The 24,327-nt window shown below is 45.3% G+C and carries 23 protein-coding genes; 6 read left to right on the forward strand and 17 right to left on the reverse strand.

Features of this window, described 5'->3' with window-relative positions; genetic code table 11:
* Positions 1-29 precede the first annotated feature (29 nt).
* The 6 genes from NYE43_RS15315 to rmgP form a co-directional block, all read right to left on the reverse strand.
* Positions 30-212 (reverse strand): sporulation protein Cse60, encoded by a 183-nt coding sequence (locus NYE43_RS15315; RefSeq protein WP_003325003.1) that lies wholly within the window; start codon positions 210-212, stop codon positions 30-32.
* Positions 213-276: 64 nt separating this feature from the next.
* Complete coding sequence (locus NYE43_RS15320) at positions 277-945, reverse strand: YesL family protein (RefSeq protein WP_268498590.1); 669 nt, start codon at positions 943-945, stop codon at positions 277-279.
* A 21-nt stretch (positions 946-966) separates the two neighbouring features.
* Positions 967-2,256, reverse strand: a complete 1,290-nt coding sequence (locus tag NYE43_RS15325) for a Gfo/Idh/MocA family protein (protein ID WP_268544596.1) — start codon at positions 2,254-2,256, stop codon at positions 967-969.
* Between the two features lie 12 nt (positions 2,257-2,268).
* Positions 2,269-2,772, reverse strand: coding sequence for a lipoprotein YteS (locus NYE43_RS15330; RefSeq protein ID WP_095714544.1), 504 nt, complete (start codon positions 2,770-2,772; stop codon positions 2,269-2,271).
* Positions 2,769-3,890, reverse strand: coding sequence for a glycoside hydrolase family 88/105 protein (locus NYE43_RS15335; protein WP_268544658.1), 1,122 nt, complete (start codon positions 3,888-3,890; stop codon positions 2,769-2,771). Before NYE43_RS15335 ends, NYE43_RS15330 begins: the two co-directional genes overlap by 4 nt.
* Before the next feature lie 7 nt (positions 3,891-3,897).
* Positions 3,898-4,863, reverse strand: coding sequence for a polygalacturonan/rhamnogalacturonan ABC transporter permease (gene rmgP, locus NYE43_RS15340; RefSeq protein WP_024122546.1), 966 nt, complete (start codon positions 4,861-4,863; stop codon positions 3,898-3,900).
* Between the two features lie 207 nt (positions 4,864-5,070).
* On the opposite strand from rmgP, the gene NYE43_RS15345 reads away from it, so the two are divergent.
* Positions 5,071-7,386, forward strand: coding sequence for a helix-turn-helix domain-containing protein (locus tag NYE43_RS15345; protein WP_341062191.1), 2,316 nt, complete (start codon positions 5,071-5,073; stop codon positions 7,384-7,386).
* 39 nt (positions 7,387-7,425) lie between these two features.
* Here NYE43_RS15345 and NYE43_RS15350 read toward each other — a convergent pair whose 3' ends face one another.
* The 10 genes from NYE43_RS15350 to NYE43_RS15395 all read right to left on the reverse strand — a co-directional run bounded on the left by NYE43_RS15350 (position 7,426) and on the right by NYE43_RS15395 (position 18,281).
* Positions 7,426-8,916: an extracellular solute-binding protein gene (locus tag NYE43_RS15350; RefSeq protein ID WP_024122547.1), complete on the reverse strand. Its 1,491-nt coding sequence runs from the start codon at positions 8,914-8,916 to the stop codon at positions 7,426-7,428.
* Positions 8,917-8,939: 23 nt separating this feature from the next.
* Complete coding sequence (locus NYE43_RS15355; RefSeq protein WP_081638357.1) at positions 8,940-9,800, reverse strand: carbohydrate ABC transporter permease; 861 nt, start codon at positions 9,798-9,800, stop codon at positions 8,940-8,942.
* Positions 9,801-10,005: 205 nt separating this feature from the next.
* Positions 10,006-10,776, reverse strand: a complete 771-nt coding sequence (locus NYE43_RS15360) for an NAD-dependent epimerase/dehydratase family protein (RefSeq protein WP_268498586.1) — start codon at positions 10,774-10,776, stop codon at positions 10,006-10,008.
* 86 nt (positions 10,777-10,862) lie between these two features.
* Positions 10,863-12,047 carry a cytochrome P450 gene (locus NYE43_RS15365; protein ID WP_341062192.1) on the reverse strand — a complete coding sequence of 395 codons (1,185 nt, stop codon included), beginning with the start codon at positions 12,045-12,047 and terminating at the stop codon, positions 10,863-10,865.
* A gap of 89 nt (positions 12,048-12,136) precedes the next feature.
* Positions 12,137-13,144 carry a biotin synthase BioB gene (bioB, locus tag NYE43_RS15370; protein WP_216394416.1) on the reverse strand — a complete coding sequence of 336 codons (1,008 nt, stop codon included), beginning with the start codon at positions 13,142-13,144 and terminating at the stop codon, positions 12,137-12,139.
* 2 nt (positions 13,145-13,146) lie between these two features.
* Positions 13,147-13,842: a dethiobiotin synthase gene (bioD, locus tag NYE43_RS15375; RefSeq protein WP_339233899.1), complete on the reverse strand. Its 696-nt coding sequence runs from the start codon at positions 13,840-13,842 to the stop codon at positions 13,147-13,149.
* Positions 13,839-15,011, reverse strand: coding sequence for an 8-amino-7-oxononanoate synthase (gene bioF / locus NYE43_RS15380; protein WP_341062193.1), 1,173 nt, complete (start codon positions 15,009-15,011; stop codon positions 13,839-13,841). Before bioF ends, bioD begins: the two co-directional genes overlap by 4 nt.
* Positions 15,001-16,347, reverse strand: a complete 1,347-nt coding sequence (gene bioA / locus NYE43_RS15385; RefSeq protein ID WP_339233905.1) for an adenosylmethionine--8-amino-7-oxononanoate transaminase — start codon at positions 16,345-16,347, stop codon at positions 15,001-15,003. The genes bioF and bioA overlap by 11 nt, the downstream gene beginning before the upstream one ends.
* Positions 16,319-17,113: a 6-carboxyhexanoate--CoA ligase gene (bioW, locus tag NYE43_RS15390; protein WP_339233908.1), complete on the reverse strand. Its 795-nt coding sequence runs from the start codon at positions 17,111-17,113 to the stop codon at positions 16,319-16,321. Before bioW ends, bioA begins: the two co-directional genes overlap by 29 nt.
* Before the next feature lie 268 nt (positions 17,114-17,381).
* On the reverse strand, positions 17,382-18,281 hold the full coding sequence (locus tag NYE43_RS15395; protein WP_341062194.1) for a dienelactone hydrolase family protein: 900 nt from the start codon (positions 18,279-18,281) through the stop codon (positions 17,382-17,384).
* A 246-nt stretch (positions 18,282-18,527) separates the two neighbouring features.
* On the opposite strand from NYE43_RS15395, the gene NYE43_RS15400 reads away from it, so the two are divergent.
* From NYE43_RS15400 to melA, 5 genes are read left to right on the forward strand one after another with little or no spacing between them, the layout of a single operon-like run.
* Positions 18,528-19,586: a LacI family DNA-binding transcriptional regulator gene (locus tag NYE43_RS15400; RefSeq protein WP_198097388.1), complete on the forward strand. Its 1,059-nt coding sequence runs from the start codon at positions 18,528-18,530 to the stop codon at positions 19,584-19,586.
* 10 nt (positions 19,587-19,596) lie between these two features.
* On the forward strand, positions 19,597-20,874 hold the full coding sequence (locus NYE43_RS15405) for an ABC transporter substrate-binding protein (RefSeq protein WP_101860089.1): 1,278 nt from the start codon (positions 19,597-19,599) through the stop codon (positions 20,872-20,874).
* On the forward strand, positions 20,867-21,778 hold the full coding sequence (locus NYE43_RS15410) for a carbohydrate ABC transporter permease (protein WP_095714556.1): 912 nt from the start codon (positions 20,867-20,869) through the stop codon (positions 21,776-21,778). The genes NYE43_RS15405 and NYE43_RS15410 overlap by 8 nt, the downstream gene beginning before the upstream one ends.
* The gene (locus tag NYE43_RS15415; RefSeq protein ID WP_341062195.1) at positions 21,775-22,605 is read left to right on the forward strand and encodes a carbohydrate ABC transporter permease; all 831 of its coding nucleotides are present in this window, start codon (positions 21,775-21,777) and stop codon (positions 22,603-22,605) included. Before NYE43_RS15410 ends, NYE43_RS15415 begins: the two co-directional genes overlap by 4 nt.
* 21 nt (positions 22,606-22,626) lie before the next feature.
* Positions 22,627-23,925, forward strand: coding sequence for an alpha-galactosidase MelA (gene melA, locus NYE43_RS15420; protein WP_341062196.1), 1,299 nt, complete (start codon positions 22,627-22,629; stop codon positions 23,923-23,925).
* Between the two features lie 24 nt (positions 23,926-23,949).
* Here melA and NYE43_RS15425 read toward each other — a convergent pair whose 3' ends face one another.
* A complete protein-coding gene (locus NYE43_RS15425) occupies positions 23,950-24,261 on the reverse strand; it encodes a rhodanese-like domain-containing protein (RefSeq protein WP_024122561.1) in 312 nt (103 codons plus the stop codon).
* Between the last annotated feature and the right edge of the window lie 66 nt (positions 24,262-24,327).

Consider the following 24,327-nt stretch of genomic DNA (forward strand, 5'->3'; position numbering starts at 1 on the left):
CTTTCCGCAGTCCGCGGAAAGATCTTTTTTTATTTTCGATATAAAATGAGTGCGGAAAAACAGTAGAGCTGCTCGCCTTCAGGGTCACATGCCGCTGAAACCGTATATTTGATATCAACCAGCTGCTCTTCCGATATTCCTTTTAAAAATGAATTGATCTCCGTTTGCAAATCTTTTTCATGCTCTTCATCAAACACTGCCACCTTCAGCATTTATCCGCTCTCCTTTCTCTATCAATCTATTCCGTTTGGAATCAATATATGATAGAGAAAATGTTTACCTCGTCTCCGGATAAAAAGCTTCTGGTGCAGGATGTTTCTTTGCCGGTTCATGGTCCTGCTGCTCCAGCTTCACCAAGACGGCATAAGCGATCCTCATGTGGCAGTAGCTGATGAGACTGACGCTGAAAAAAGGGACAATTCCCGGCAGATAAGCCAGCAGGAAAAAGAGCGCGACCGTCAGCGCAAGCATGACGAGGGTATATTGTAAGTACGCCACACTCAGCAAGAGGGAAAACTTAAAATACAGGCGCTTTTTCCAATCAAAGTGGACGATCAGCGGAAACACATAAAAAAGCATTGATACAAACAGAAAGCCAAATATCATAATAGCAAAGCGCAGGATATGCAATAAAAAGTGGCTTGGGTAAATAAAGGCCAAATCGATATAAATGATCAAACCGATTAACACCAGTACAGCACCGATCAGATTGGAACGGAGAAATTCAGCTTTGTATTCCCGCCAAAAAGTCGGCAGCACCGGAACGTGATCCTGACCCTGAATCCATTTTCGCATAACAGCGAATAAAGCGGCAGTCGCAGGCATGACACCGAACACTCCGAGACCGATGATCGTAAAAAGCAGCCAAAGCAAATTGGTATACGCAAACCTCATGATCCACTCGCAAAAACGCAGCACCCGTGCCATTGATCCGTCATGTTCCACGAAAGCCCCTCCTCTTCGCTTTTATACATTTTGCATATGAAAAAGCTGTTTAATATCAATTGGTTTTTTTTCAACAACGGAGCGCCATATTCCCTCACCGAGCGCGATAGAATAGGCTCCGGCTTCGGCCCCGGCCAAAATGTCATACTGGCGCAGCGGATCTTTGCCTATAAATAGATCAGCAAGCAAAAGCGGATCACCTCCGCCGTGTCCTCCCTCGTTTTTGACGACTTGAATGGTTTGCTTCGATTCAAAAAGCGGATAATACTCAATCGTCTGCTCGGGAAAAGCAAACGGAATTCTGGAAGGCTCATGGAATTCATTTGATTCAATGCGTCCTTTTGTGCCGTTTATCGTAAGGCGGTAGCCTTCGTACGGAGCGGAAAATGTGATCGAGTAGCTTAAAAGCGCACCGCCGTCATATTTGACAGCCGCCACATACGTATCCTCAATGTCGATCTCCTCGTCAAAAATGCACGCGTCAGGGCGATATGCGGTATATAAGCTTGACTGGTCTGCATCCGCCTTGAGATGATCATCCTTTACAGAAGCTTTAGAGGCACGGGGGTGCCATCTCGCATAGTAATGGCATTTCTCTTTGACCCGGCATGTGCCGCAAAAACGCCCGTCTTCTTCCGACAGCGGATTCCACTCACTGTCCGGCCCGTAGTAATTCAACTCGCCGTAAGCAAATACCTCCGCCGGGTTTTGGCCGAGCCACCAATTCACCAGATCGAAATGATGTGTGGATTTATGGACAGAAAGGCCGCCGGAAAATTGCCTGGATCGGTTCCAGCGTTTAAAATAGCTGGCGCCGTGATAGGTATCAATATACCAATTCAAATCAACAGACGTGACCCTTCCTATTTTTCCTTCTAAAATCATTTCTTTGATTTTCCGATGATACGGGCTGTAGCGGTAATTAAACGCGACAGTAACCTTCCCTTTGCTTTTCGCTTCTGCCTCAAGCACCCGCTTTGCATCCTGCACCGTCGTCACCATCGGTTTTTCCGTTATGACATCCGTATCCCACTGAAGGCTTCTCAATATATAGGTAACATGGGTGTCATCCCTTCCCGTCACAATCACAATGTCTGGCTTCGAAACGCTCATCATATTGTCAAAATCTTCCTCTTTATACTCCGGTACTTGCGCAAGCTCCGGAAATGCCTCTTTGCAGACGGCGAATCGTTTCGGATCGGCATCCAGCAATCCCGTAATTTCATAAGTGGATGAAAACAGTTTGAGCAGCGGTTTGATAAACATGCTGAGGGCTCTGCTGCTTAATCCGCAAATGACGATGCTTTTCAATGGTCCCCACCCCTATCGGACTTCTGTTAATTGGGAAATCAGCTGCAGCGCTTCCTCTGTTTTTTCGGAGTATACAGGGATAAACGCCGCCATATTTCGATTCAGCCGAAAAGAATAGCCGTTCAGCTGTTTTTCCCCTTTCTCAATCAGAACGGCATAGACTGTTTTTTCTCCCGTTTTTTGATTTACGGCTGTATAGGGCGATGAATGTTTCAGTGACAATCCGTCTAACGGCTGAAAATTTTCCGGATCATCGTAAGCTGCAAACAAGTCTTCAGGCACGATAAAGACGTCACCCTCGCGAGCCGTAATTTCAGTCAGCAGCTTTTCCGGCAAAGCGGGAAAAATTTCTGCCCTGCCTGCCTTCTTTTCAGCGGCCTCTTTTATGTTATCCTGTACGCCTGCCTGCATATCTGAAAACAGGATGACATGAATGCCGTCCGGTCTGCTTGAGCACGAAGCCAAAAACAGCAACGAGACGATCACACATACAGCCGCACATAGAGATCTTTTCATTTTTCGTCTGACCCGAGAAGCGCTTCCAATTCTGTCATCGCCAAAATAAACGCTCCCGCCCCGTGAAGGTCGTTTGTGCTCCGTTCCCGGCTGACATAATAATCATAAAATCCTGCCGACGTTCCGACACATATGTCTTTGACGAGAAACGCGCCGTCTTTTGTTGTTTCAGTTTTATGCTGAATCAGCCCTTGATACGCTTTTAACAAAGGCGTTTTATAGGATCTGGCGAGATATCCTTTATTGATTCCTTTAGCGATGGCATACATATACAGGCTCGATCCCGAGCTTTCCAGCCAGTTGTCAGATCTGTCGCCCTTGTCAACGATCTGATACCATAATCCTGTTTCCTTGTCTTGGCAGCGGCAGATGCTTTCGAGCATGTCCTGCAGTGTTTTTTTCCAGACATGACGGGTTGGGTGCTTCTCAGGCAGCTCTTCAATCATGTCTGCGAGTGACATGACGTACCAGCCGATTGAACGCGCCCAAAACTCCGGAGAGCAGCCTGTCTCTTGACTGGCCCAAGGCATTTTTTTCGCTTCATCCCACGCATGATAGAAGAGCCCGGTCTTTGGATCCTTCGTATGATTTCTCATCAGGCCTTCCTGAAGCACAACCATGTCAAACAGCTCCGGCTCTTGCTTCAAATTGGCATATTTCAGTGCAAACGGCCCGCCCATATATAAACCGTCAAGCCACATTTGATATGGATAGCCGTCCTTATGCCAGAACCCCTGCTCTGACGTTCGGTTCAGCGTTCCGTATAAGCCCCGCAGCCTTGTTGCCGCTTTTACATAGCGTTCATCCTTCGTCTTTTCGTATAAAGTAAAAAGAATAAGGCCCGCCTGAATCGCGTCGAGTTCGTCTCTTTTAAATAATAGATTGCCGTAATCATCAATTAGGAGATCCGCATAAGATTTCGCATAATCAAAGTACCGTTTCTGTCCGGTTGCTTCCCAAAGACGCAAAACCCCGCATAAGAAAACGCCCTGATGATAGTGCCAGCGGTTTGCAGGCGGCAGCTCTTCAACTGTATACGTGTTCATAATCGTTTCTGCCAATGCCTCCGCATACGTAAGAGGCGACTTTACAGCGATTGATTGATCCATTGATACCATCCCTTTCTTAATAGATTCCTTCCTCGCCAAATTTCTTCGCCAAACGATTCGCAAGCATGACCAAAATCAGCCCGACCGCCGCTTTAAATACGCCGACCGCTGTACTGTAGCTGAATTGGCCCTGTTTCAGCCCCGCAGTATAAACGTACGTATCAAAAATTTCCGCGACTTCCCTGTTTGTGGCGTTTAACAGCAAATATACATGCTCAAAGCCAAGCTCCAGCGTGTCCCCAATTTTTAAAATCAGCAAAACGACGATGACGCTTTTGATAGCCGGCAGCGTAATATGCCACATTTGCCGCAGCCGTCCCGCTCCGTCCATTTTCGCCGCTTCATAAAGCTGAGGATCAACCGCCGTCATTGCGGCCAGGTAGATGATCGTTGACCAGCCCGCTTCTCTCCAGATGACCTGCAGAATATACAGCGGACGGAACCATTCTTCATTCAGCAGAAAATTGATTTTTTCACCGCCAAAAAACGTAATCAGTTCATTAATCAGGCCCCCGTCTACTGTCAAAAGCACAAATGACAGCGATACAACAATGACCCAGGACATAAAATGCGGAATATAAATCAGCGTCTGAACGAATTTTTTAAAGAGTGCGATCCGCACTTCGTTTAGAAGAAGCGCTAATAAAATCGGCACCGGAAAAAAAATGGCCAGATTCAAGGCAAAGAGCACGAGCGTATTTTTTAACAGGACAAAAAATGTAGGCTCTGTAAACAGCCTGATAAAATGCTTCAGCCCGACCCACTCGCTGCCCCAAATGCCGAGAAACGGCTGATAATCCTGAAACGCAATCACGATTCCCCACATTGGAACATATTTAAAAAGCAAAAAATAAATACATCCCGGCAAAATCATAAAGTACAAAAACTTTTGCTGCAGCAGCTTATTTAGTAAGCGCTTTCTTTTTTCTTTTTTAAACATGACTGCGTCTACAGCCGGCGCTTGCGCTTCTGCTGTTTTCATCTTTTTCAAAGCCTCCTTTCACGGGTTCTTGTTTTCACTGTAGCGCAGCGTGCAAAAGTCCGTCTACAATCATATGATCACATTCTGCCTGAGCCCTTTGTCATCAAGGGTTTTGCCTCTCTATCTGAAAAAAAGACACCGATATTAGAAAATGATTATTGACAATATCTATCAATCTTTGGATTAATTGTATTAAGGTGTTATGAAATGGGGGGTTTTATGAAAAGAAGCCAATACAAGTTTTATTACAAACTCATCACGTTTTTTTGTTTACTCAGCACCATTCCCGTCATTTTGGTCGGTTTGTTTTCGTACGAGCACTCTCAGAAAACGGCCATCTCCAACGTTTCGGAGGAAAAACTCGACACACTCCAGCAGACCCAGCTAAGCATCGAGCACATCCTAAAAACCGTCGATCATTCTTTAACCCACTATGTGAGTTCGCCGCCTCTCCTCCGCACACTGTCCGAGCCTTTGCACTCTGACCAATTTCAAATCTATGACCAAGTGAACCAAGAGCTCAACTATTTGCAAAGCTTTGATACCGATTTGTCCAACATGACGCTTGTCAGCTATATGAAAAACTGGTACATGAACAATTCCGGTTTGTACCGCATGAATACGGACTCCCTTCATGAAGCAGCCGAGGCGTATTCGAAAAACAAAGCGAGCCGGTCCTATTGGACGCTGGAAAAAAACAACCGTTTGATCTCCACAAAGGAAGGCGCTTCAGAAAGCTGCCGGTATAATATCAATTTGATTAAGCAGCTCCCGCTGAACAGCACAAACACGAAGGGACTGGCAGCCGCAAGCATCCCAAGCTGTTCACTCGTTAAAAATATGCCTGATTATTCAAACGCAAACAGCGTGTTTATCATTGATGAAAAAGGCCGTATCATCCTTCACAACAACCTGTCTGATATAGGCGATTCTCTTCAGAACGACGATTTTGTCAAAAAAATGCTGGCGCAAAGCTCCAAAAGCGGCCAGTTTGAAACAGTCATTGACCGCATTCATTATAAAGTGACCTATCAAAAATCAGACTATAACACGTGGACTTATTTTTCTCTCGTTTCCCTGCCCGAACTAAAAAAAGAAGCCAAGTCGATCGGCTGGATCACCTTTACGGTATGTTTCATTTTGTTAGCGCTTTCATTGTTATTCTCTTGGCTGGGCTCCCGTCATTTTTATAAGCCGATCCGGCTGCTTTATGAATCGTTTGCGCGGCACGGAGCCTTTCCAGAAAAACAGCCTCATCAAAACGAGTTTGAATTAATTGAGCAAAGCTTCAAGCAGCTCAAAAACAGAAATGACGATCTTGAAGAAACAATGAGGCAGCAGGCCACTCATCTTCAGCAATATTTTATGGTCAGGCTTATGCTTGGAAAACTGACGGATGAGGAGGTCAATAACCGCTTTGAAAGCCTCGGCTTAAAACAAAATTGGCGTCACCTCGCCCTGCTGGTGCTCCAAATTGACACGCTGAATCAGACACCGTATGAGAAAAAAGATATGGATCTGCTGTTGTTTGCCGTCAACAGCCTGATTGAGCGGAACATCCCCGCGGAAAAACGCCTCGCACCAGCGGTAGTCGATAAACAGCAGGCAACCATATTGATGAATGAGAGCGGAACAAAAGAGGCATTTATGGCCGAGCTGAATGATATCGCCCGGATGATTCAGGATACAGTTGAAGCTGAGCTGCACCTGTCTGTCAGCATCGGCGTCAGCCAGCCGTTTGATGCATTAGCAATGGCGAAAAACGCTTATGCGGAAGGCTCAGAAGCGTTAAAATACCGGCTGAAAGCAGAAAACAAATCGATAATCTTTTATGAAGACCTGGATCAGAAAAAAACGTTCAAAACCCATTTTCCGAAGCAGCTTCAGCATGAGCTGTTCGATGCTGTAAAAGCCGGTGACAAGGAGAAAGCAGACAAATGCCTGCACGCGATTTTACAGTCGATTTTTACACACAACACCAACCCGTACCAATTTCAGATCGCAATCGCCCGTTTTCTGAATCATGTCATTGAACTGATGCATGTACTCGGAATTGAACTATTTGAGCTTGAAGAAAACAAAATGCTGTATGACCAAATTTTTGAGCTGAAGACATTCGAGGATACTGAAAACTGGCTGAAGCAAGAATTCATTGATCCGATGACAGACAAAGTAAATGCCCGGGCCGATGCACAGTACAAGAATATTTCCGACAACATAATCCATATCATCCACCATGAGTTTGAATCCGATTTAACGCTGGACGAAATTGCCCGCAGGCTGCATTACAACCCAAACTACTTAAGCAGTATTTTCAAAAAAGAAATGGGCATTTCATTCAGCGAGTATGTCTCGAATTACCGCCACCATATGGCAAAAAGCTGGCTGGCTGAATCCGACATGGCGGTGAAAGACATAGCTGAAAAGCTCAAATACAAAAACTCGCAAAACTTTATCAGATCCTTTAAAAAGCTGGAAGGCATCACACCGGGCAACTACCGCCAGCAAAAAAGAAGTGTATAAAAACCCAAAACCGCTAGTGCGTTTTGGGTTTTTTCAGTATCACTTTGTTTTTTTAAACGCTTCCTCGTATTCCTGAATAATCTGCTTTCCTCCGCTTGTTTCCCATTTTTCAACTTCTTTATCAAACTGGCTTTCTGTAATTTCTCCGATCATATATTTATAGGTGGCATCGTCTATCATTTTTTTCAGTTCATCTCCGCGCTCAGACTCCGCGGCGGAATACAAGCTCTCTGCCGGATTGGAGACGATGATGTTTTCATTGTCTTCCGTCAGCTCCTCGTACGCTGTCCGCAGCGGATCACCGGTGTTTTTTAAGTAGGCTTTATCAATGGCGATTAAGGCGGACAGCGGCTGAATATCAGTCTGCCAATCTTTTACCTGGCTTTCTTTTCTGGTGAATGTTTTGCCTTTTCCTTTATTGTAATGAACCCCGTCAATGCCGTATGTCATCAGGCTGTAGACGTCCTCTTCGGCTATTCGGTCAAAGAACGCCAAGATCCGTTTCAGCTCGGCTTCTGATTTCACACTCGTTTTCGGAAAAGCAAATACACCATTATGCCCTCCTGACGCCCATACACGCTCTTTTCCGTCAGGGCCTTTTATGCGGTTGATGATCTCCAGCTCCATTGATTTATCGGAGGCATTGTCACGCAAATTGACAGCGTCCACCATATTCCCGATATAGATGCCGGCTTTTCCTTGAGAAAACAGCTCCTGCTGCTGGGTTTTGCTTGTGACCGGAAAGTCTTTATTCATGTAGCCGTTATCACGCAGTTTTTTCATGTAATCCATCGTGTCTTTGTATTCTTTCGTCATGAAATCAGGCGTAAATGTGCCGTTTGATTCCTTCCAGTCTGTCGGCATGCCTTCATATGAGCCAAGCGTCTTAAAAGCGCCGTAAATCAGATCATTTCGGTCAGTCAATCCGAATGTATCATCTTTTCCATCCTTGTCCGGGTCGTTCTCTGTAAACGCTTTGGCAACTTCATAAAGATCATCCAGCGTTTCCGGCGTTTTCAAATTCAAATTGTCCAGCCAGTCCTTCCGAATGACGATGCCTTGTCTCGAGAGGGGACGCTCTCTGTATATCCCGTAAAGCTTGCCATCGATTGTGACATTTTTATTAATGAGTTTATTCATCTTGTTTAAATTCGGATAATCTTTGATATAATCGCCGATTTCCCAGAACATTCCCGATCTGAAGGCATTCATGACTGACGAATTTTTAATGTCTTGAATCGTCACGATTTGCGGGAGATTGCCGGCTGCAAGCGCCGCATTCAGTCTGTCTTCTTTCACCGCATCAGGAACCCACGTGATGTCCAATTCTGTATTTGTGAGCTTCTCTATTTCTTTGATCGCCCTGTCTTTCGGCGGCTGCTGGTGATACAAAATCGCCATCATAGACAGCTTTACCTTTGAATCCGAGTCCGCCTTGCCTGATGATTGATCAGCTCCTTTACAGCCCGCCAGCACTCCTCCGAGAGCAAATACAAGCACAATCAGAAGCACCCTCCATTTGTTTCCCATCATATCCCTCCGTTTCATATTCTTTATCCTTTGACAGACCCCAGCAAAGCCCCTTTTGCAAAATGCTTTTGAATAAATGGATAGACCAGCAGAACCGGAATGGTCGCTACGACTATTACTGCCATTTTGATCGTTTGCTCAGGCGGCGGGCTGCCCGAGCCCATTTCCGACATATCCCCTTGTACCCCGCTTGATACAATAACGATTTGGCGCAAAAGCACCTGAATCGGCCACTTAGCTGAATCATTTAAGTACAAGATCGCCGTCATATACGTATTCCAGTACGTCACCGCATAAAACAGTGAAATCGTTGCGATCGCTGGAAGAGACAGCGGCAGCACAATTTTGAAGAAAATCCCCAAGTCATTGCAGCCGTCAATTTTTGCGGACTCTTCCAGGCTCGCCGGGATGTTTTGAAAGAAGTTTTTCAGAATGATCAAGTTAAAGGCATTAATCGCTGTCGGCAAAATAAGGGCCCAGTAAGAATCGAGCAATCCAAGCGATTTGACCACCAGGAAAGTCGGAATCATTCCGCCACTGAAGAGCATCGTAAATACGACGAGAAACATGAGCGGCTGCCGCCCAATTAAGTCGCGGCGGGATAAACCGTAAGCCATCAATGAAGAAAGAAACATGCTGACCGCCGTGCCTACAACTGTCACAAACACAGAAACGAGCAGGCTTTTATAAATGATATCTGTCGAAAAAATGTAACGATAGGCATCGAGCGAAAAAGTGGTCGGTATTAAAATGAATTTTTTCGAAACCACTTCCTCTACTGTGGCAAAGGATGCCGCAATGACATGAATAAACGGAAGTACGCATATTAAAGCGAACATCAGCAAAAATCCGTAAATCAAAATATCAAACAGGCGATTTTTCAGTGAATGTGCGATCGTTCCCACCTCCCTTTGTAAGCGTTATCATTTTTAATAAACGAGCTGCAGCTTGTGACGATATCGTGTCTAAAATGTAGCAAATGTGCGATTGCCATGTCTATAATCATTTGAACACTGTCCCTTGCCCGGCGGCATCGGAACTGGCTTGAAACCGATCATAAAAGAAAAAGAGCATAATCTTAGAAAATGATTATGCTCTGTTATTGCCGTTCTCTTCCTCTTTCAGAAGCTCAGCGGTATTAATTTGAGGCGCAAACCCAAGCTCCTGAACCGCGGATTCTATCGACCACGGCTTGCCGGGATTGTCAGAGACGGCGTAATAAGTGCCGTAACGGATATTCGTTTCAATGGCTGCTTTAAAAATCGACAGCAAGTCCGGGTGGGAAAGAAGCGTTTTTTTCGTCCGGTCGTTCTCATGCAGTGTATCCATTTCATCTGTGACGACCGTTCCGATTCGAAGGTTGATGACAGAGAGCTTATTTTCCAGATAAAACAGGTGGCCGATATGTTCCGAGGTCAGCTTTAGGACGCCATATAGATTTTTTGACAGCGGATAATCGTCGGTTGTGATTTCCCGCCCTAAGAGCGAACGCCCGTCTTTTTCGTACACATCTGTCACATGATTGCTGCTGGCGAAAACAACCTTTGGGATGCCGAGCTCTGCTGCCGCGCGGCACAAATAGTAGCTTGCTCTATAAAAAATATCCGTCATTTTTTCAAATTCAGCTGTGTCCATGACATCGTATTTGATTTTGACAGCGAGTAAGTTCACGATCACGTCTGTATCTCTCGGAATCTTTTTCAATAGATCATCATAGTTTGACGCGTCTGCCTGAATAGCGTGTACTAAGCCCTCGTAACGGTCTTTATCCAGCACCGTCACCTCGTACTCAGACATAAGCCCTTTAGCCAATATCCTCCCAATCACACCATTTCCGCCGGCGATCAGCACTTTTCTCATATGTTCACTCCCCTTTTTTTATAGATTGCCCATTTTCGCCGGGGATGACACGTTTTCAGCATTCACATGGCTTCCTTTAGCCTTCATTAAAAAATAACCGGCAGCTCCATAAGCGCTCTAAAACCAATTAGCTTCCGGTATCGCACTTCAGAAATAGCGAGCTGCAGGCCGGGCATGCGCTGCAGAAGAGTGTTAATTGCAATTTGTGCTTCTAGCCGTGCCAGTGAGGAACCTATACAAATATGGTGGCCCTGTCCGAATGAAAGATGGGGATTAGGGCTTCTGGTGATATCGAACTCATTGGCATGCGCGAATACTTTTGGGTCTCGATTGGCAGCCCCCAGCAGAATATAGACATGCTCCCCTTGTCGAATCGTTACGCCATTCATTTCAATATCTTCTGACGCAACACGGGCTGTCATTTGTGTGGGGCTTTCATAACGTAAACATTCCTCAACTGCGGTATGAATCAGAGCTGGGTTTTCTTTGAGCTGCAAAAGCTGTTCTTGATGCTGCAGCAGACAAAGAATTGAGTTGCTGATGAGATTCACTGTTGTTTCATGTCCGGCGATCGCCAGCAATATACACGTTGATGCCACTTCCTCCTCCGTCAGCTTACCAGCCTGTCCTTCCTTCAGCAGCATGCTGACCACGTCATGCTGCGGTTTTTGTTTTCGTTTTTGAATGAGCTCTCTAAAATACTCCCTCATCACTACAGTGATCTGATCGCCGTCTGTTAACACCTTTCTTGATCGGGTAAAATCAATCGTTTGAACAAGGCTTGACGACCACTCTTTAAATTGATCCCTTCCTTCCGCCGGCACACCTATGATCTTAGCTATAATGCTGCTTGCCAAAGGAAAAGCAAGGTCAGAAATCAGCTCCATCTTTTTTTCCCCTTGCACTTGATCAAGCAACTGATGGACAGTTTCATTTATAAATGGGCGATAGCCCTCTGTCATTCTCGGAGTAAATACGCCGCTGACCGGTAGACGCAGACGCCTATGATCAGGCTGATTCTGAAACAGCATCATCTGCTTCTGGACATGATTTAGATCCTTATATTTCATAGACGTCTCGGGCAGCGGGACACGTGTTTTGAATCTGGTATCTTTCAGAATTGCTGCCGCTTCCTCATATCCCGTGACATACCAGCCTGGATACTTCAAAACATTCCCTTTATATAAAGGGTGTGCAGAACGTAATGTATCGTAATAAGGATAAGGGTTTTTAAAAAACGCAGAAGGTGTAAGTGAAATTGGAATTGTCATATGCTCCCTCTCATGATTCTGACATCATCATTTTGACTCTATAAAAATAAAAGCAATCGACATGACACCGATTGCTTCTATTCTTGCTTTCAGCTATTTGCACTTAAACTGGCTTTCATTTCTTCGACCGATTCTACTTCAAATCCTAAATCACTCAGCATTTTATGATCCTCCGTCTCCTCCTGTCCGGAAGTCGTTAAATAATCTCCGACAAAGATGGAGTTGGCGGCATACAGCCCCAATGGCTGCAATGAGCGGAGATTGACCTCTCTTCCACCAGAAATGCGGATTTCTTTTGACGGATTGATATAACGGAACAGCGCCAGCACTTTTAAACAATACAGCGGGTTTAATTCATTTACGCCTTCTAATGGTGTGCCGTCAATCGCATGCAAAAAATTCACCGGAATGGAATCAGCGTCAAGGGCTTTCAAGCTTTGTGCGATATCGATGACATCCTGCTTCGTTTCCTTCATCCCGATAATGGCGCCTGAACATGGAGACATGCCGGAGGTTTTTGCAATCTCAACCGTATTGACCCTGTCCTCGTACGTATGTGACGTGGTAATGTTTGAATGATTTCTCTGAGATGTATTGACATTATGATTATAGCGGTCTACTCCGGCTGCTTTCAGCCGCTTCGCCTGCTCCGGCTTTAGCAGTCCGAGACACGCACAAATTTTCAGCCCATACGTCTCTTTTATTTCCTGTACTGCTTCTACGACCTGATCGACCTCTCTGTTGGACGGCCCCCTGCCGCTTGCCACGATACAGTATGTACCTATGTTCAAATCATGCGCCCGCTTTGCGCCTTCCAGAAGGGTTTCCTTTTTCACCATCCGGTAAGTCTCAATCGGCGCTTTCGAAATCGCAGACTGGGAACAATAGCCGCAATTCTCCGGACAGAGCCCTGATTTTGCATTCATAATCATATTGAGCTTTACTTTTTTTCCATAAAATCGTTTTCTGATGTGAAAAGCTCCATGCATCAAAAGCAAGATGTCTTCATCTGGACAGTTTAAAATCGAAAGCGCCTCTTCGTTGGTCACCTCTGCTCCGTCCAGCACCCGGTCTGCAAGTTCCATCCATTGATTCATTTTCATGCCCCCACTCGATTGATCAGTAATGATAAATCTATATGGTCCTTCACCATATCCTGAATCGTTTCTTTTGTTGTGTTTATCAGCTTTGGCGTCACTCCTAATAGCGGCACACCGCATAGGCTCTCAATCATTTCAGGATTGGTTTTTTCATCATGATCAGGAGAATCACTGATTCCATTGATGACGATTCCGGCGATTGGAAGACCCATGCTTTTGGCATATTGAACAGTTAAAAAGGTGTGATTAATCGTTCCAAGATGAGGGCGGGCCACAATAATCACTGGAAGCTGTAACGCTTTTATGACATGACTGACTAAAAAATCCTCTCCTAATGGCACAGAAATCCCGCCCGCACCTTCTACGATGAAGCATCCATGTTTTTCTCTTATCCGCTCCCAATGGCGTACGACTTCTTGCATTTTGACAGCCTTGCCCTCCAGCTTTCCTGCAACGTATGGAGCTAGCGGCTCTTTGAATGCAAAAGGCGTAATCTCTTCATGCGAAAGACTCGTTTGCGACATCTCTTTCAGCAGGCTTGTATCGCTCTCTGGATGATGAGGGGAGATCCCGCTTAAAAATGGTTTAAATACTCCGACATCCATCTTATTTTCCCGCAATAAGGCTGCAAGACCGCAGGATATCACCGTTTTCCCCACTTCTGTATCTGTTCCGGTTACAAAAAAACCTCTCATGGAATGATGTTCAGCTCCTTTCCGATTGAACGAAATGCTTCCAGCAAATGATCAATATCCCTCATACTGTGCCCAGCAGTGATGGTTAATCGGATACGGCTTTCTCCTGGCGCAACGGTCGGCGGACGAATGGCAGGGGCATAGATTCCTTTGTCCTGCAGTTTTTCAGCAAACGTGACCGTTTTTCGGGTATCGCCGATGACCACCGGAATAATCGGTGTATGATGCCCCTTCACCACATAGCCCATGTGCTTCAGATTCGTTTTGATCATCTGGATATAAGAATATAAAAGCTGTCGTTTTTCCTTGCTGGCCTCCATGATGTCTAACGCCTCATGGGCAGCTGCACAGCTTGCCGGCGGAATAGCGGTTTGAAAGATAAACGTTCTGGCATGGTTCAGCAGAAAGTCGATGAATACCGCTGAACCTGCAGCGAATCCCCCTTCCGCTCCGGCAGCTTTGCTTAACGTGCCGATGACAATGTCAGGACAAACACCGAAATGTTCACTCGTCCCTCTTCCTGATTCTCCCAAAACACCTGTTGCATGCGCATCATCAACGATCACGTAAGCATTGCAGCTTTTAGCAAGAGAGATGATCTGATCAAGAGGGGCAATCGTGCCATCCATGCTGAATACCCCGTCTGTTACGATAAAACGGCGCTGGTACCGCTGTGTTTCTTTCAGTTTTTCTTCAAGATCAGCCATTTCGATATGGCGATAAATGACCGTATCAGCCTTAGACAGGCGGCAGCCATCGATGATACTTGCATGATTTAATTGATCACTTAAAATGACGTCCCCTTTTTCAGGTAACGAAGAAAGGACACCGACATTGGCTAAATAGCCGCTTGAAAACAGTAAAGCCGCTTCTGTCCGTTTAAAGCCGGCAATCTTTTTTTCGAGTTTTTCATGCCAGATCGAATTGCCCGTCGTTAAACGCGAGCCGGTGCTTCCTGCTCCAAATTGCTGCAGTGCTTCTTGAGCTGCAGAGATCAAGCGGTTATGGTTTGCGAGACCTAAATAATTGTTTGACGACCAGACCGTTTGATTTTTGCCATCAATCGTCATCTCCGGAATTGGAGGCCCATTCATTGTTCGCAGTGTACGGTATACGCCGGCTCCCTTCGCTTTGTCTAACCGGCGGCTTAACCAGCTGTCAATGCTCAAGGCTGGTTACCTCTTGGATCGCTTCTTTCATAATAGACACCATTGCTTCGAGCTCTTCAGCTGTGCTGGCAAGCGGAGGCAGAAATGCAATTACATCGCCGAGCGGTCTCGTCAGCATCCCGAGCTCTCTCATTTTCAAAGAAACTTTGTACCCCACTCGCCGATCAGCAGGATAAGGCCGTTTGGTTTCCTTTGACTGAACAAGCTCTGCGCCGCACATAAAGCCGAGCTGCCGAATATCCCCAACGTGAGGATGTGCATGCAGGTCTTGAAGAAGTAAATGGAGCTTTTTACTTTTTTGCGCGACTTGTTCAACGATGTTTTCAGATTCAAATAATCTCAGGTTTTCAAGAGCAACCGCACAGCCAAGCTGATTTCCTGTATAGGAGTGACCGTGGAAAAAGGTTTTTTGTTCTTTGTAATCATCGTAGAATGCATGGTAGATGTCTTCGGTGGCAAAAGTGACAGCTATCGGCAAATAGCCTCCTGTAATGCCTTTGCCGGCAGCCATTAGATCAGGCTGAACATTTTCGTGCTCACATGCAAACATTTTCCCCGTACGCCCAAAACCAGTGGCAACTTCATCAACAATCATTAAGACATCGTAAGCTGTACAAAGCTCGCGCACACCTGCCAAGTATCCTTCCGGCATCACAATCATGCCGGATGCTCCTTGAACCATTGATTCAATCGAAAGTGCTGCAATTTCGTGATGGTGTTCCTTCAGCAGCTGTTCAAGCGCATAGAGACACTCATCACGGCTCTGCACAGAATCGCCGCTTTCAGAGCGGTATACATAAGGGATCGGAGCTTTATAACTATCAAACATTAACGGGCCATAGACGTGGTGGAACAGTTCAATTGAACCGACACTGACGGCACCGATCGTATCGCCGTGATACCCATTTTTCATTGCAATAAATTTTTGTTTCTCAGGCTTCCCGATGTTCTTCCAATATTGAAACGCCATTTTAAGAGCAATTTCCATCGCTTCTGCACCGCTGTCCGAATAAAAAACACGCGTCAGCTTCTCCGGACTGATCTCGATTAAGGTCTCGGCAAGTTCAGTCGCCGGAACGTTGGTCATGCCCAATAATGTGGAGTGAGCAATTTTGCCAAGCTGTTTTATGATGGCCTCATCTAATTCCTTTTTGCGGTGCCCGTGCACATTAAGCCAAACGGAAGAAAAGCCGTCATAATATTCCTTGCCGTTAATGTCTTTTACTTTGATTCCGTTGCCGCTTTCGATGATCAAGGGATGTTCATCATAGTCTTTCATTTGAGTAAAAGGCAGCCAAAGATGTTTTTTACTTTTTTCTATCAAATCTTGAGTCATCATCTTCCTCCCACTCTATCAAAATAGGCTGCTTCTCGAGATCATTTATGTATGTGTTTACATTTACAGAGCCGTCAGCAAAAAAGATTCGGCAGCCCTCTTCAGTCCCGTATTCTTTCATTGCTGTAATACGCTGATAGCCCAATTTTTTACCCGCGACGTAGCCTGTTATGTAATCAGGGTCATCTGACCAGCATAATTCTGCAACAGTTGCCGGATGCTCACTCACTTTTGAAGCAAGTGCAAGGGCCTCTTTTATTCTTGAATTGGACGGCATGTTATTGCGGAACGCCCAATTTTCAAAATTGGCGTCCGGCCAATCCATTCTGGACACCCGTACACCTTTATCGTGTGTTTGATCAATTCGTTCGCCAGTGTGAATATCAAACACCACTGCTCCCCTGATACCTGACCATTCAGAAATTTGTTGATATGCTTTTTCAATCACTTTTCTTGGAACACCCGCTTTCCCCAATAAGAATCGGGCAAGACTTTGTCCCTCTTCCGGGGATTCTACTTCATTTGTCTTCATTGGTAATGGATGAATCTTCTTAACCGGCTCATGAACCTCTTCAAATTGAATTTGCATAAAATCCGGTTTTCCTCTAGAGTGAGATAACCCTTTTTCTAATAAAGCATTCACCGTACGTTTCATATTATCGAACGTGATGAGTCGTTCTCCGCCGGATATATGCTTTCCTCCATCTTCGTGAGACCCATTCATAGAAGCTCTCATTCTGACACTGTAAAATGTTTCTTCTTGCATACCTTCTCGCCCTTTCAGCTTTGATTACAGAAGAAAGCATTCTATTTGTTAACCATTTATAAATTAAGGTTAACAATTAGAATACTATTATGTATACACAATTCTGTCAATATCAGAACGCCATTTCCTCATAAACAAAATCTATTTATCATGTATATTCCTGATAACTGTATTGATCCACTAAAAAAAGAAGAGACGGGCAGATGCTCGCCTCCTTACCTGTTTAGAACCATTTCAGAAAAACACGTAAAGCCTGCCCTTTTTCATGTCACAGCCACTTTTTCAAAAACTGCAGAGCTTCATGCCTCATCATAGCTGTTTCAAAATGCCCTGAAGCGGAGCGCACCATACGGTAACAATCAGAAGCCCCTTTTTCAGCATACAAAGCTGTTAATTCTTTTTCGATTTTGTTCACTCCCTCAGCGGGTGTTAGCCGATCATGTATGCCGGCAAGACTAAGATGCGGTCGCGGTGCGATCAGGCTTTGGATATCTGATGCAGAAAAGTGCTTGGCAAGAGACGGAACGTAATAATAAAAGCCATGCCGGTCAAGATTCTGTGTTTCAATCAGTACATGATGGTCAACCTGACTGCATAAATCCACACATGCCTTAATCCGTTCATCAAGCGCCGCTGTCCACCAAGCCATCAAGCCCCCCATAGACATGCCGATCGTTCCGATTCTGTCAGGCTGAATATCAGGGCGGCCCTGCACATAATCAATGGCTCTTATACTGTCGTACATCATCATGCCCCACATCACCCTGCCCGTCAGAAGCATCTCTTTAAAAATCTCGCTTTCTGATTTGCCCCGTCTGTCTCCAAATCCCCAATGGTCGATTGCCAATACGCCATATCCGAGAGAAGTCAGCTCCCGAGCAAAAGAAGGCGCTTTCAAATAATCCGCTCCCTCAAGCAGTTCACTTTTTCCCCGCTCATACTGCCCGCCATGCGAATGCTGAAATAATATAACCGGGCACCGTCCTTTTGCGGCTTTCGGCTTCACAAAATATGCAGGCACCTTTTCAAGCCCATTTATATCAAGCAGCAGCGTTTCAATTATATATCCCTCTTTTTCCTCAATACGCAGCGTTTCCGCCCCCGTATGCTTCCGATCAGGCAAATCACCAAGCAATCGAAACAGCAGCTCTCTTTTTTCGTTACTCATCCCATCACCCTTCCTTTTTCGCTTATCTTCAATGTACGAGACGGATTTGTTATTCCCTTTATTTTTCACACAGCATACAGAAACAAAAATCGTGGTTTACTAAACTTTCACTAAATATAACGAAATATTCTGAAATTCATTATTGTAACCGCTTACTTTCATATGATAGTATCAATTTATCAAAAACGTATGAGTAAAATATTTCTTTTGTTTTAGTAAATCTCATTCAAATGAAAGGGAGTAACCATGGTTCGTATAAAAGATATCGCCTTAAAAGCGAACGTTTCAAATGCTACTGTTTCGAGAATTTTAAATGAAGATCATTCGCTTTCTGTGGCTGGTGAAACGAGACAAAGAGTGATCAGTATCGCTGAAGAGCTAGGCTATCAAACTGTCGCTAAACGCCGAAAAGCCCGCGGACAAAAACAGCGCGCCCAGCCGCTTATCGGGGTGCTGAGCTGCTTATCTCCCGATGAAGAACGGCAGGATCCTTATTTTTCTTCTATTCGCAAAGGAATTGAAAAAGAATGCTTTGAACAGGAAATTTTCATTACAAACTCCATCCATCTCGGTTCCTTCCAGGAGCATATTTTTCGGGAATTAGACGGTATTATTGTTATCGGCCGTGTCCATGACGAAGCCGTTCAGCATATCAGCGGCCGATTGGAGCATGCCGTATTTATCAATCATTCTCCCGATCCGCAGATATACGACTCGATTGGGATTGATTTTGAAGCCGCCGCACGCCAGGCAATTGATCACCTTTTCGATTTAGGTTACCAACGATTAGGCTATATCGGCGGGCAGGAGAAGGAGCATACACTGAGGGACGGCCAAAGCATTCGCAGAACAATTGAGGACAAACGCCAGACTGCCTTTTTGCAGTCCGCCCATCCTCAGCCTGAACACGTCCTGGTCGGCGATTACAGCATGCGCGAGGGCTATCGTCTGATGAAAAAAGCCATCACTCAAGGCAAGCTGCCGGAAGCCTTTTTTATCGCAAGTGATTCTATGGCCATCGGCGCATTGAAAGCACTTCGGGAAGCCGATCTGCATGTGCCGCGAGATACAGCCATTGTCAGCTTTAACGGCATTGAAGAGGCCGAGTTTGCCAGCATACCTTTAACCACGGTGAAAGTGCATACAGAGGAAATGGGCCGCACAGGCGTAAAACAGCTTCTCGACCGCTTTAACGGCCGAACAATTCCTCATCAAGTCACCCTGCCGACAACACTGATCATCAGGCAAAGCTGCGGATACACAGCTAAGGAGGTGACGCAAGATAAACGTTCATCAAGATCATAAGGAGGAAAAGATGAAACACATATTTGTTTTATTTCTCTCTCTTATTCTGCTGATTCTGCCGGGCTGCTCATCTGAAGAAAGCGCTGCAGATACGGGCAAAAAGACGTTAACCATTTATTCTACGATGTCAACAGACAGTGAAAGAAACACATTCAGAAAACTAGCCGCAGCGTTCGAAAAGGAAAGCGGCATTCGCGTCAGCATTCATTTCCCAGGCAATGACTATGAAAATATGATGCGTGTCAGAATGGCCGCCAATGATCTGCCTGATCTCTTTGATACTCATGGCTGGGGGAAAATCAGGTACGGGGAGTATACAGCCGATCTCCGGGATATGAACTGGACTCAGAATCTTGATCCAAATTTAAACAGCATCCTTAAAAACAAAAGCGGAAAGGTATACGCATATCCGATCAACCAGGCAAAGGACGGCCTGGCGTACAACCGCAATATGTTAGACCGTTTCGGCATTGACCCGCCGGAAACGATGGATGACTTTATAAAAGCACTGAGAACGATTAAAGAAAAAAGCAATGGAGAAATCGTTCCTTTCTGGTTCGCCGGATATGACAAAAGCTCTTTCGCCCAATATTATGACCAATTCGCAACACCTCTTCTCATCACAGATCCTGCCCATAATGAAAAGAAACAGCTCATTGACGGCACCTTCAATTGGAGCAAATTTACTTATCTTTCAGATACCCTCAAACAAATGCAGAAAGAAAAACTCATCAATATCGATGCCGTAACAGCAAAAAAATCACAGCTCATTGAGTTAATGGCTCAAAACAAAATTGCTTTTACCATGCAGGGCGGCACCCTCGGCCAAGACGTCGCCCAAATTAACCCGAATGTAAAGGTTGGGATTATCCCGACACCAGCTATTCACTCCGGTGATGACCCGATATGGATTGGAGGCGAGCGCTATACCCTGGCAGCATGGAAAGACTCGCCTCATTTAAAGGAAGCAAAGCAATTTATCGCATTTATGGCTCGTCCCGCCCATGCGAAAGAAATGGCTGAAGCCACATCGCTTCCTTCAGGGCTGACCAATGTAAAAGCTGATATTTTCTATGCCAAAGACTATCAGCATTATCAGAACATGAAAGTTGAGCCCTATTTCGACCGATTGTACCTGCCGAACGGGATGTGGGATGTAATGGGAACGGTCGGCCAGGAGCTTGCGGCAGACATTTTGACACCCAACGAGATTTCTAAAAAGCTGGGAAGAGAATATAAACGACTCCGGGAGCAATCTGGAACACAGGGAGCTGAAAACAATGAGTGAGATCGCAAGAGATGTTCATGTGAAACAGGTCAAGCCGAAAAAACAATCCTCACTTTGGTGGATGTATATTCCGGCTCTGCTCTCCGTTTTGATCTTCATGATTTATCCGTTTGTAAAAGGCGCTTTTATCACCTTCACAAATTGGAACGGATTTTCTCAGGTTTATCAGTGGGTCGGTTTCGCTCAGTATGAAAGGCTGTTTGCGGATCCCGACACATGGCATATCTTAAAAAACACGCTGCTATACGGACTCGGCAGCACCTTTTTTCAAAACGGCATTGGGCTTCTGTACGCCCTGCTATTAAATCAAAGCATAAAAATGAAAGCGATAACAAGGACCATTGTGTATTTGCCGGTTATGATCAGTCCGCTCATTATGGGCTACATTTGGTACTTTTTCTTTTCTTATGACGGAGGCGCGCTTAATGACCTGCTTGGCGTTTTCGGCATCACCCCGATCAACGCGCTCGCCAGTCCGTCTTCGAACCCATGGATCATCGTCATGATTAACACGTACCAATATGTCGGCATCGCCATGATTGTCTATTTGGCAGGCTTGCAAAGCATTCCGAAAGATTACTATGAAGCAGCGGAAATGGATGGCGCGACACGGGGCCAGCAGTTTTTTGGCATCACCCTGCCGCTGTTAATGCCTTCGATCACGATCAATATGGTCATCAACATTATCGGAGGCTTAAAGCTGTTTGACGTGATAATTGCGCTCACTGCAGGCGGACCCGGAAACGCGTCGCAATCGATGTCAACGTTTATGTATGACCTGTATTTTAAACGGCAGGATGCCGGATATGCTGCGACACAAGGCATATTTATGGCATTTGTCATTTTGATCATCAGCTTTTGCGCGCTTGCGTACTTTAAAAGAAAGGAGACGGAAATGTCATGAGAGCCGCCCGCTCAAACAAACTGCGGTTTATTACACTCCTCGCTGCCATTGTAGCCTGTGCGCATTTCATTCCTTTTTACATTCTGCTGACCACTTCATTGAAAGAAAAAGGAGATTACAGTTCCAAATGGCTGTTTCCATCTGACATTTCCTTTCAAAATTTTTCTGAGGCATGGGAGCGCGCTTCACTTGGCAACTCGTTTATCAACACAATCATCATCACAGGTGTTTCGGCATTGTTATTAATCATATTCGGCTCACTGGCCGCCTATCCTCTTGCCCGGCGGGAAACCAAGCTGAATAAAGCCGTTTTCGCGCTGCTGATTTCAATTATGATCATTCCTCCGTTAACGTCCATGGTGCCTTTGTACAGAATGGTCGTGGACGCCGGCATGGTCAACACACACGCAGTCGCCATTTTGATCAATACAGCGGCGTATATGCCGTTAACCGTGTTTTTGTATTCCGGCTTTATCCGTTCAACCATTCCAAAAGAGCTTGAAGAAGCGGCAAGAATGGATGGAGCGGGAATGCTGAAAATCTTTTTTACGATCGTATTTCCTTTGCTGAAGCCGATCACTGCCACCATCTGTATTATTTCCTGTGTCTTTATATGGAATGACTATCAATTTGCGATTTTCTTTTTACAGGATCAGAAGGTGCAGACACTTACTGTCGCACTGGCCGGGTTTTTCGGAGAAAACGCCAACAATCTGCATTTGGTCGCCGCGGCTGCCATCATGGCAATGCTGCCGATGGTCATTCTGTTTCTGGCGCTGCAAAAATACTTTATTGCCGGGCTATCATCAGGCGCGGTAAAAGGATAATGAAATAAAGGAGGAACCGACATGAAAAAAATCACATTTATCGGTGCAGGGAGCACAATTTTCGCAAAAAATGTTTTAGGAGACTGCTTGTTAACGGAGGCGTTAAATGGATTTGAATTTGCGCTTTACGACATTGACCCAAAACGCTTGCAGGAATCTCAGCTTATGCTCGAAAATTTGAGAGACCGCTATAATCTGAGCGTGGTTATCAACAGCTATGACGACAGAAAACTGGCTTTGCAGCAAGCGGGCTATGTGATTAATGCCATTCAGGTCGGAGGCTATAAACCAAGCACAGTCATCGATTTTGAGATTCCTAAACGATACGGATTGCGGCAGACGATTGCCGACACAGTGGGCATCGGCGGGATATTCAGATCACTCAGGACAATCCCTGTGTTATTTGATATCGCAAGAGATATTGAGGAAATGTGTCCCGACGCTTGGTTTTTAAACTATACAAACCCAATGGCCTCCCTGACTGGCGCTATGCTTCGCTATACGGATGTGAAAACGATCGGGCTCTGCCACAGCGTCCAAGTGTGCACAAGAGATTTATTTAGATCTCTCGGTATGGAGCACGACGGGATTGAAGAACGAATCGCAGGCATCAATCATATGGCATGGCTGTTGGAAGTGAAAAAGGACGGCGCTGATTTATATCCCGAAATCAAAAAGAGAGCGAGAGAAAAGCAAAAAACAAAGCATCATGACATGGTGCGATTTGAATTGATGGATAAGTTCGGTTATTACGTCACGGAATCTTCAGAGCACAACGCAGAATACCATCCTTATTTTATTAAGCGGAATTATCCTGAATTGATCAACGAGCTGCAGATCCCGCTGGACGAATATCCAAGAAGATGCGTGAAACAGATAGAAGATTGGGAGAAAATGAGGGATGACATTGTTAACAATAAAAACCTCACCCATAAACGCTCAAAGGAATATGGCTCAAGAATAATAGAAGCAATGGAAACGAATCAGCCGTTCACCTTCGGAGGAAACGTCTTAAATACCGGACTCATCACAAACCTTCCTTCCAAAGCGGTAGTTGAAGTGACATGCGTCGCCGACAGAAAAAAAATAACCCCGTGCTTTGCCGGAGAACTTCCTGAGCAGCTCGCAGCGTTAAACAGAACGAATATCAACACACAGCTGATGACCATTGAAGCTGCTGTTACACGAAAAAAAGAAGCTGTCTACCAGGCAGCCATGCTTGACCCGCATACAAGTGCGGAGCTGTCCATCAATGACATTATTTCTATGTGTGATGATTTATTTGAAGCGCACGGCGATTGGCTTCCAGCATACAAATAAAAAAAACTAGGGGTGATCTCTCCCCTAGTTTTTCGGTTTCGTTTCGCCTTCCCAGGCCATCATGCCGCCTTCTACGTTGACTGTTTTAAAGCCTTGCTCATCCAAATACCTGCAGACATTCATGCTGCGCATCCCTGATCGGCAGATAAAAGTGTACTCTTTGTCTTTATCGAGGGTGTCCATTTTTTCAGGAATATCCCCCATGCGAATATGAACCGCTTGCGGGATCATGCCTTCCGCAACCTCTTCATCTTCTCTGACATCAATCAAATACAATTCTTCATCCGCCTCGATTTTTTCTTGCAAAGCAGCTGTGCTGATTTCTTTTATTTCCAAAGAAAACACTCCTATTCACCAATAATCATGTTCAGTATATCAAAGTCAGCTGGACGATTGCTATTT

It is taken from the genome of Bacillus sp. FSL R5-0434 (genome assembly GCF_038004745.1).
Lineage (GTDB): Bacteria > Bacillota > Bacilli > Bacillales > Bacillaceae > Bacillus > Bacillus halotolerans.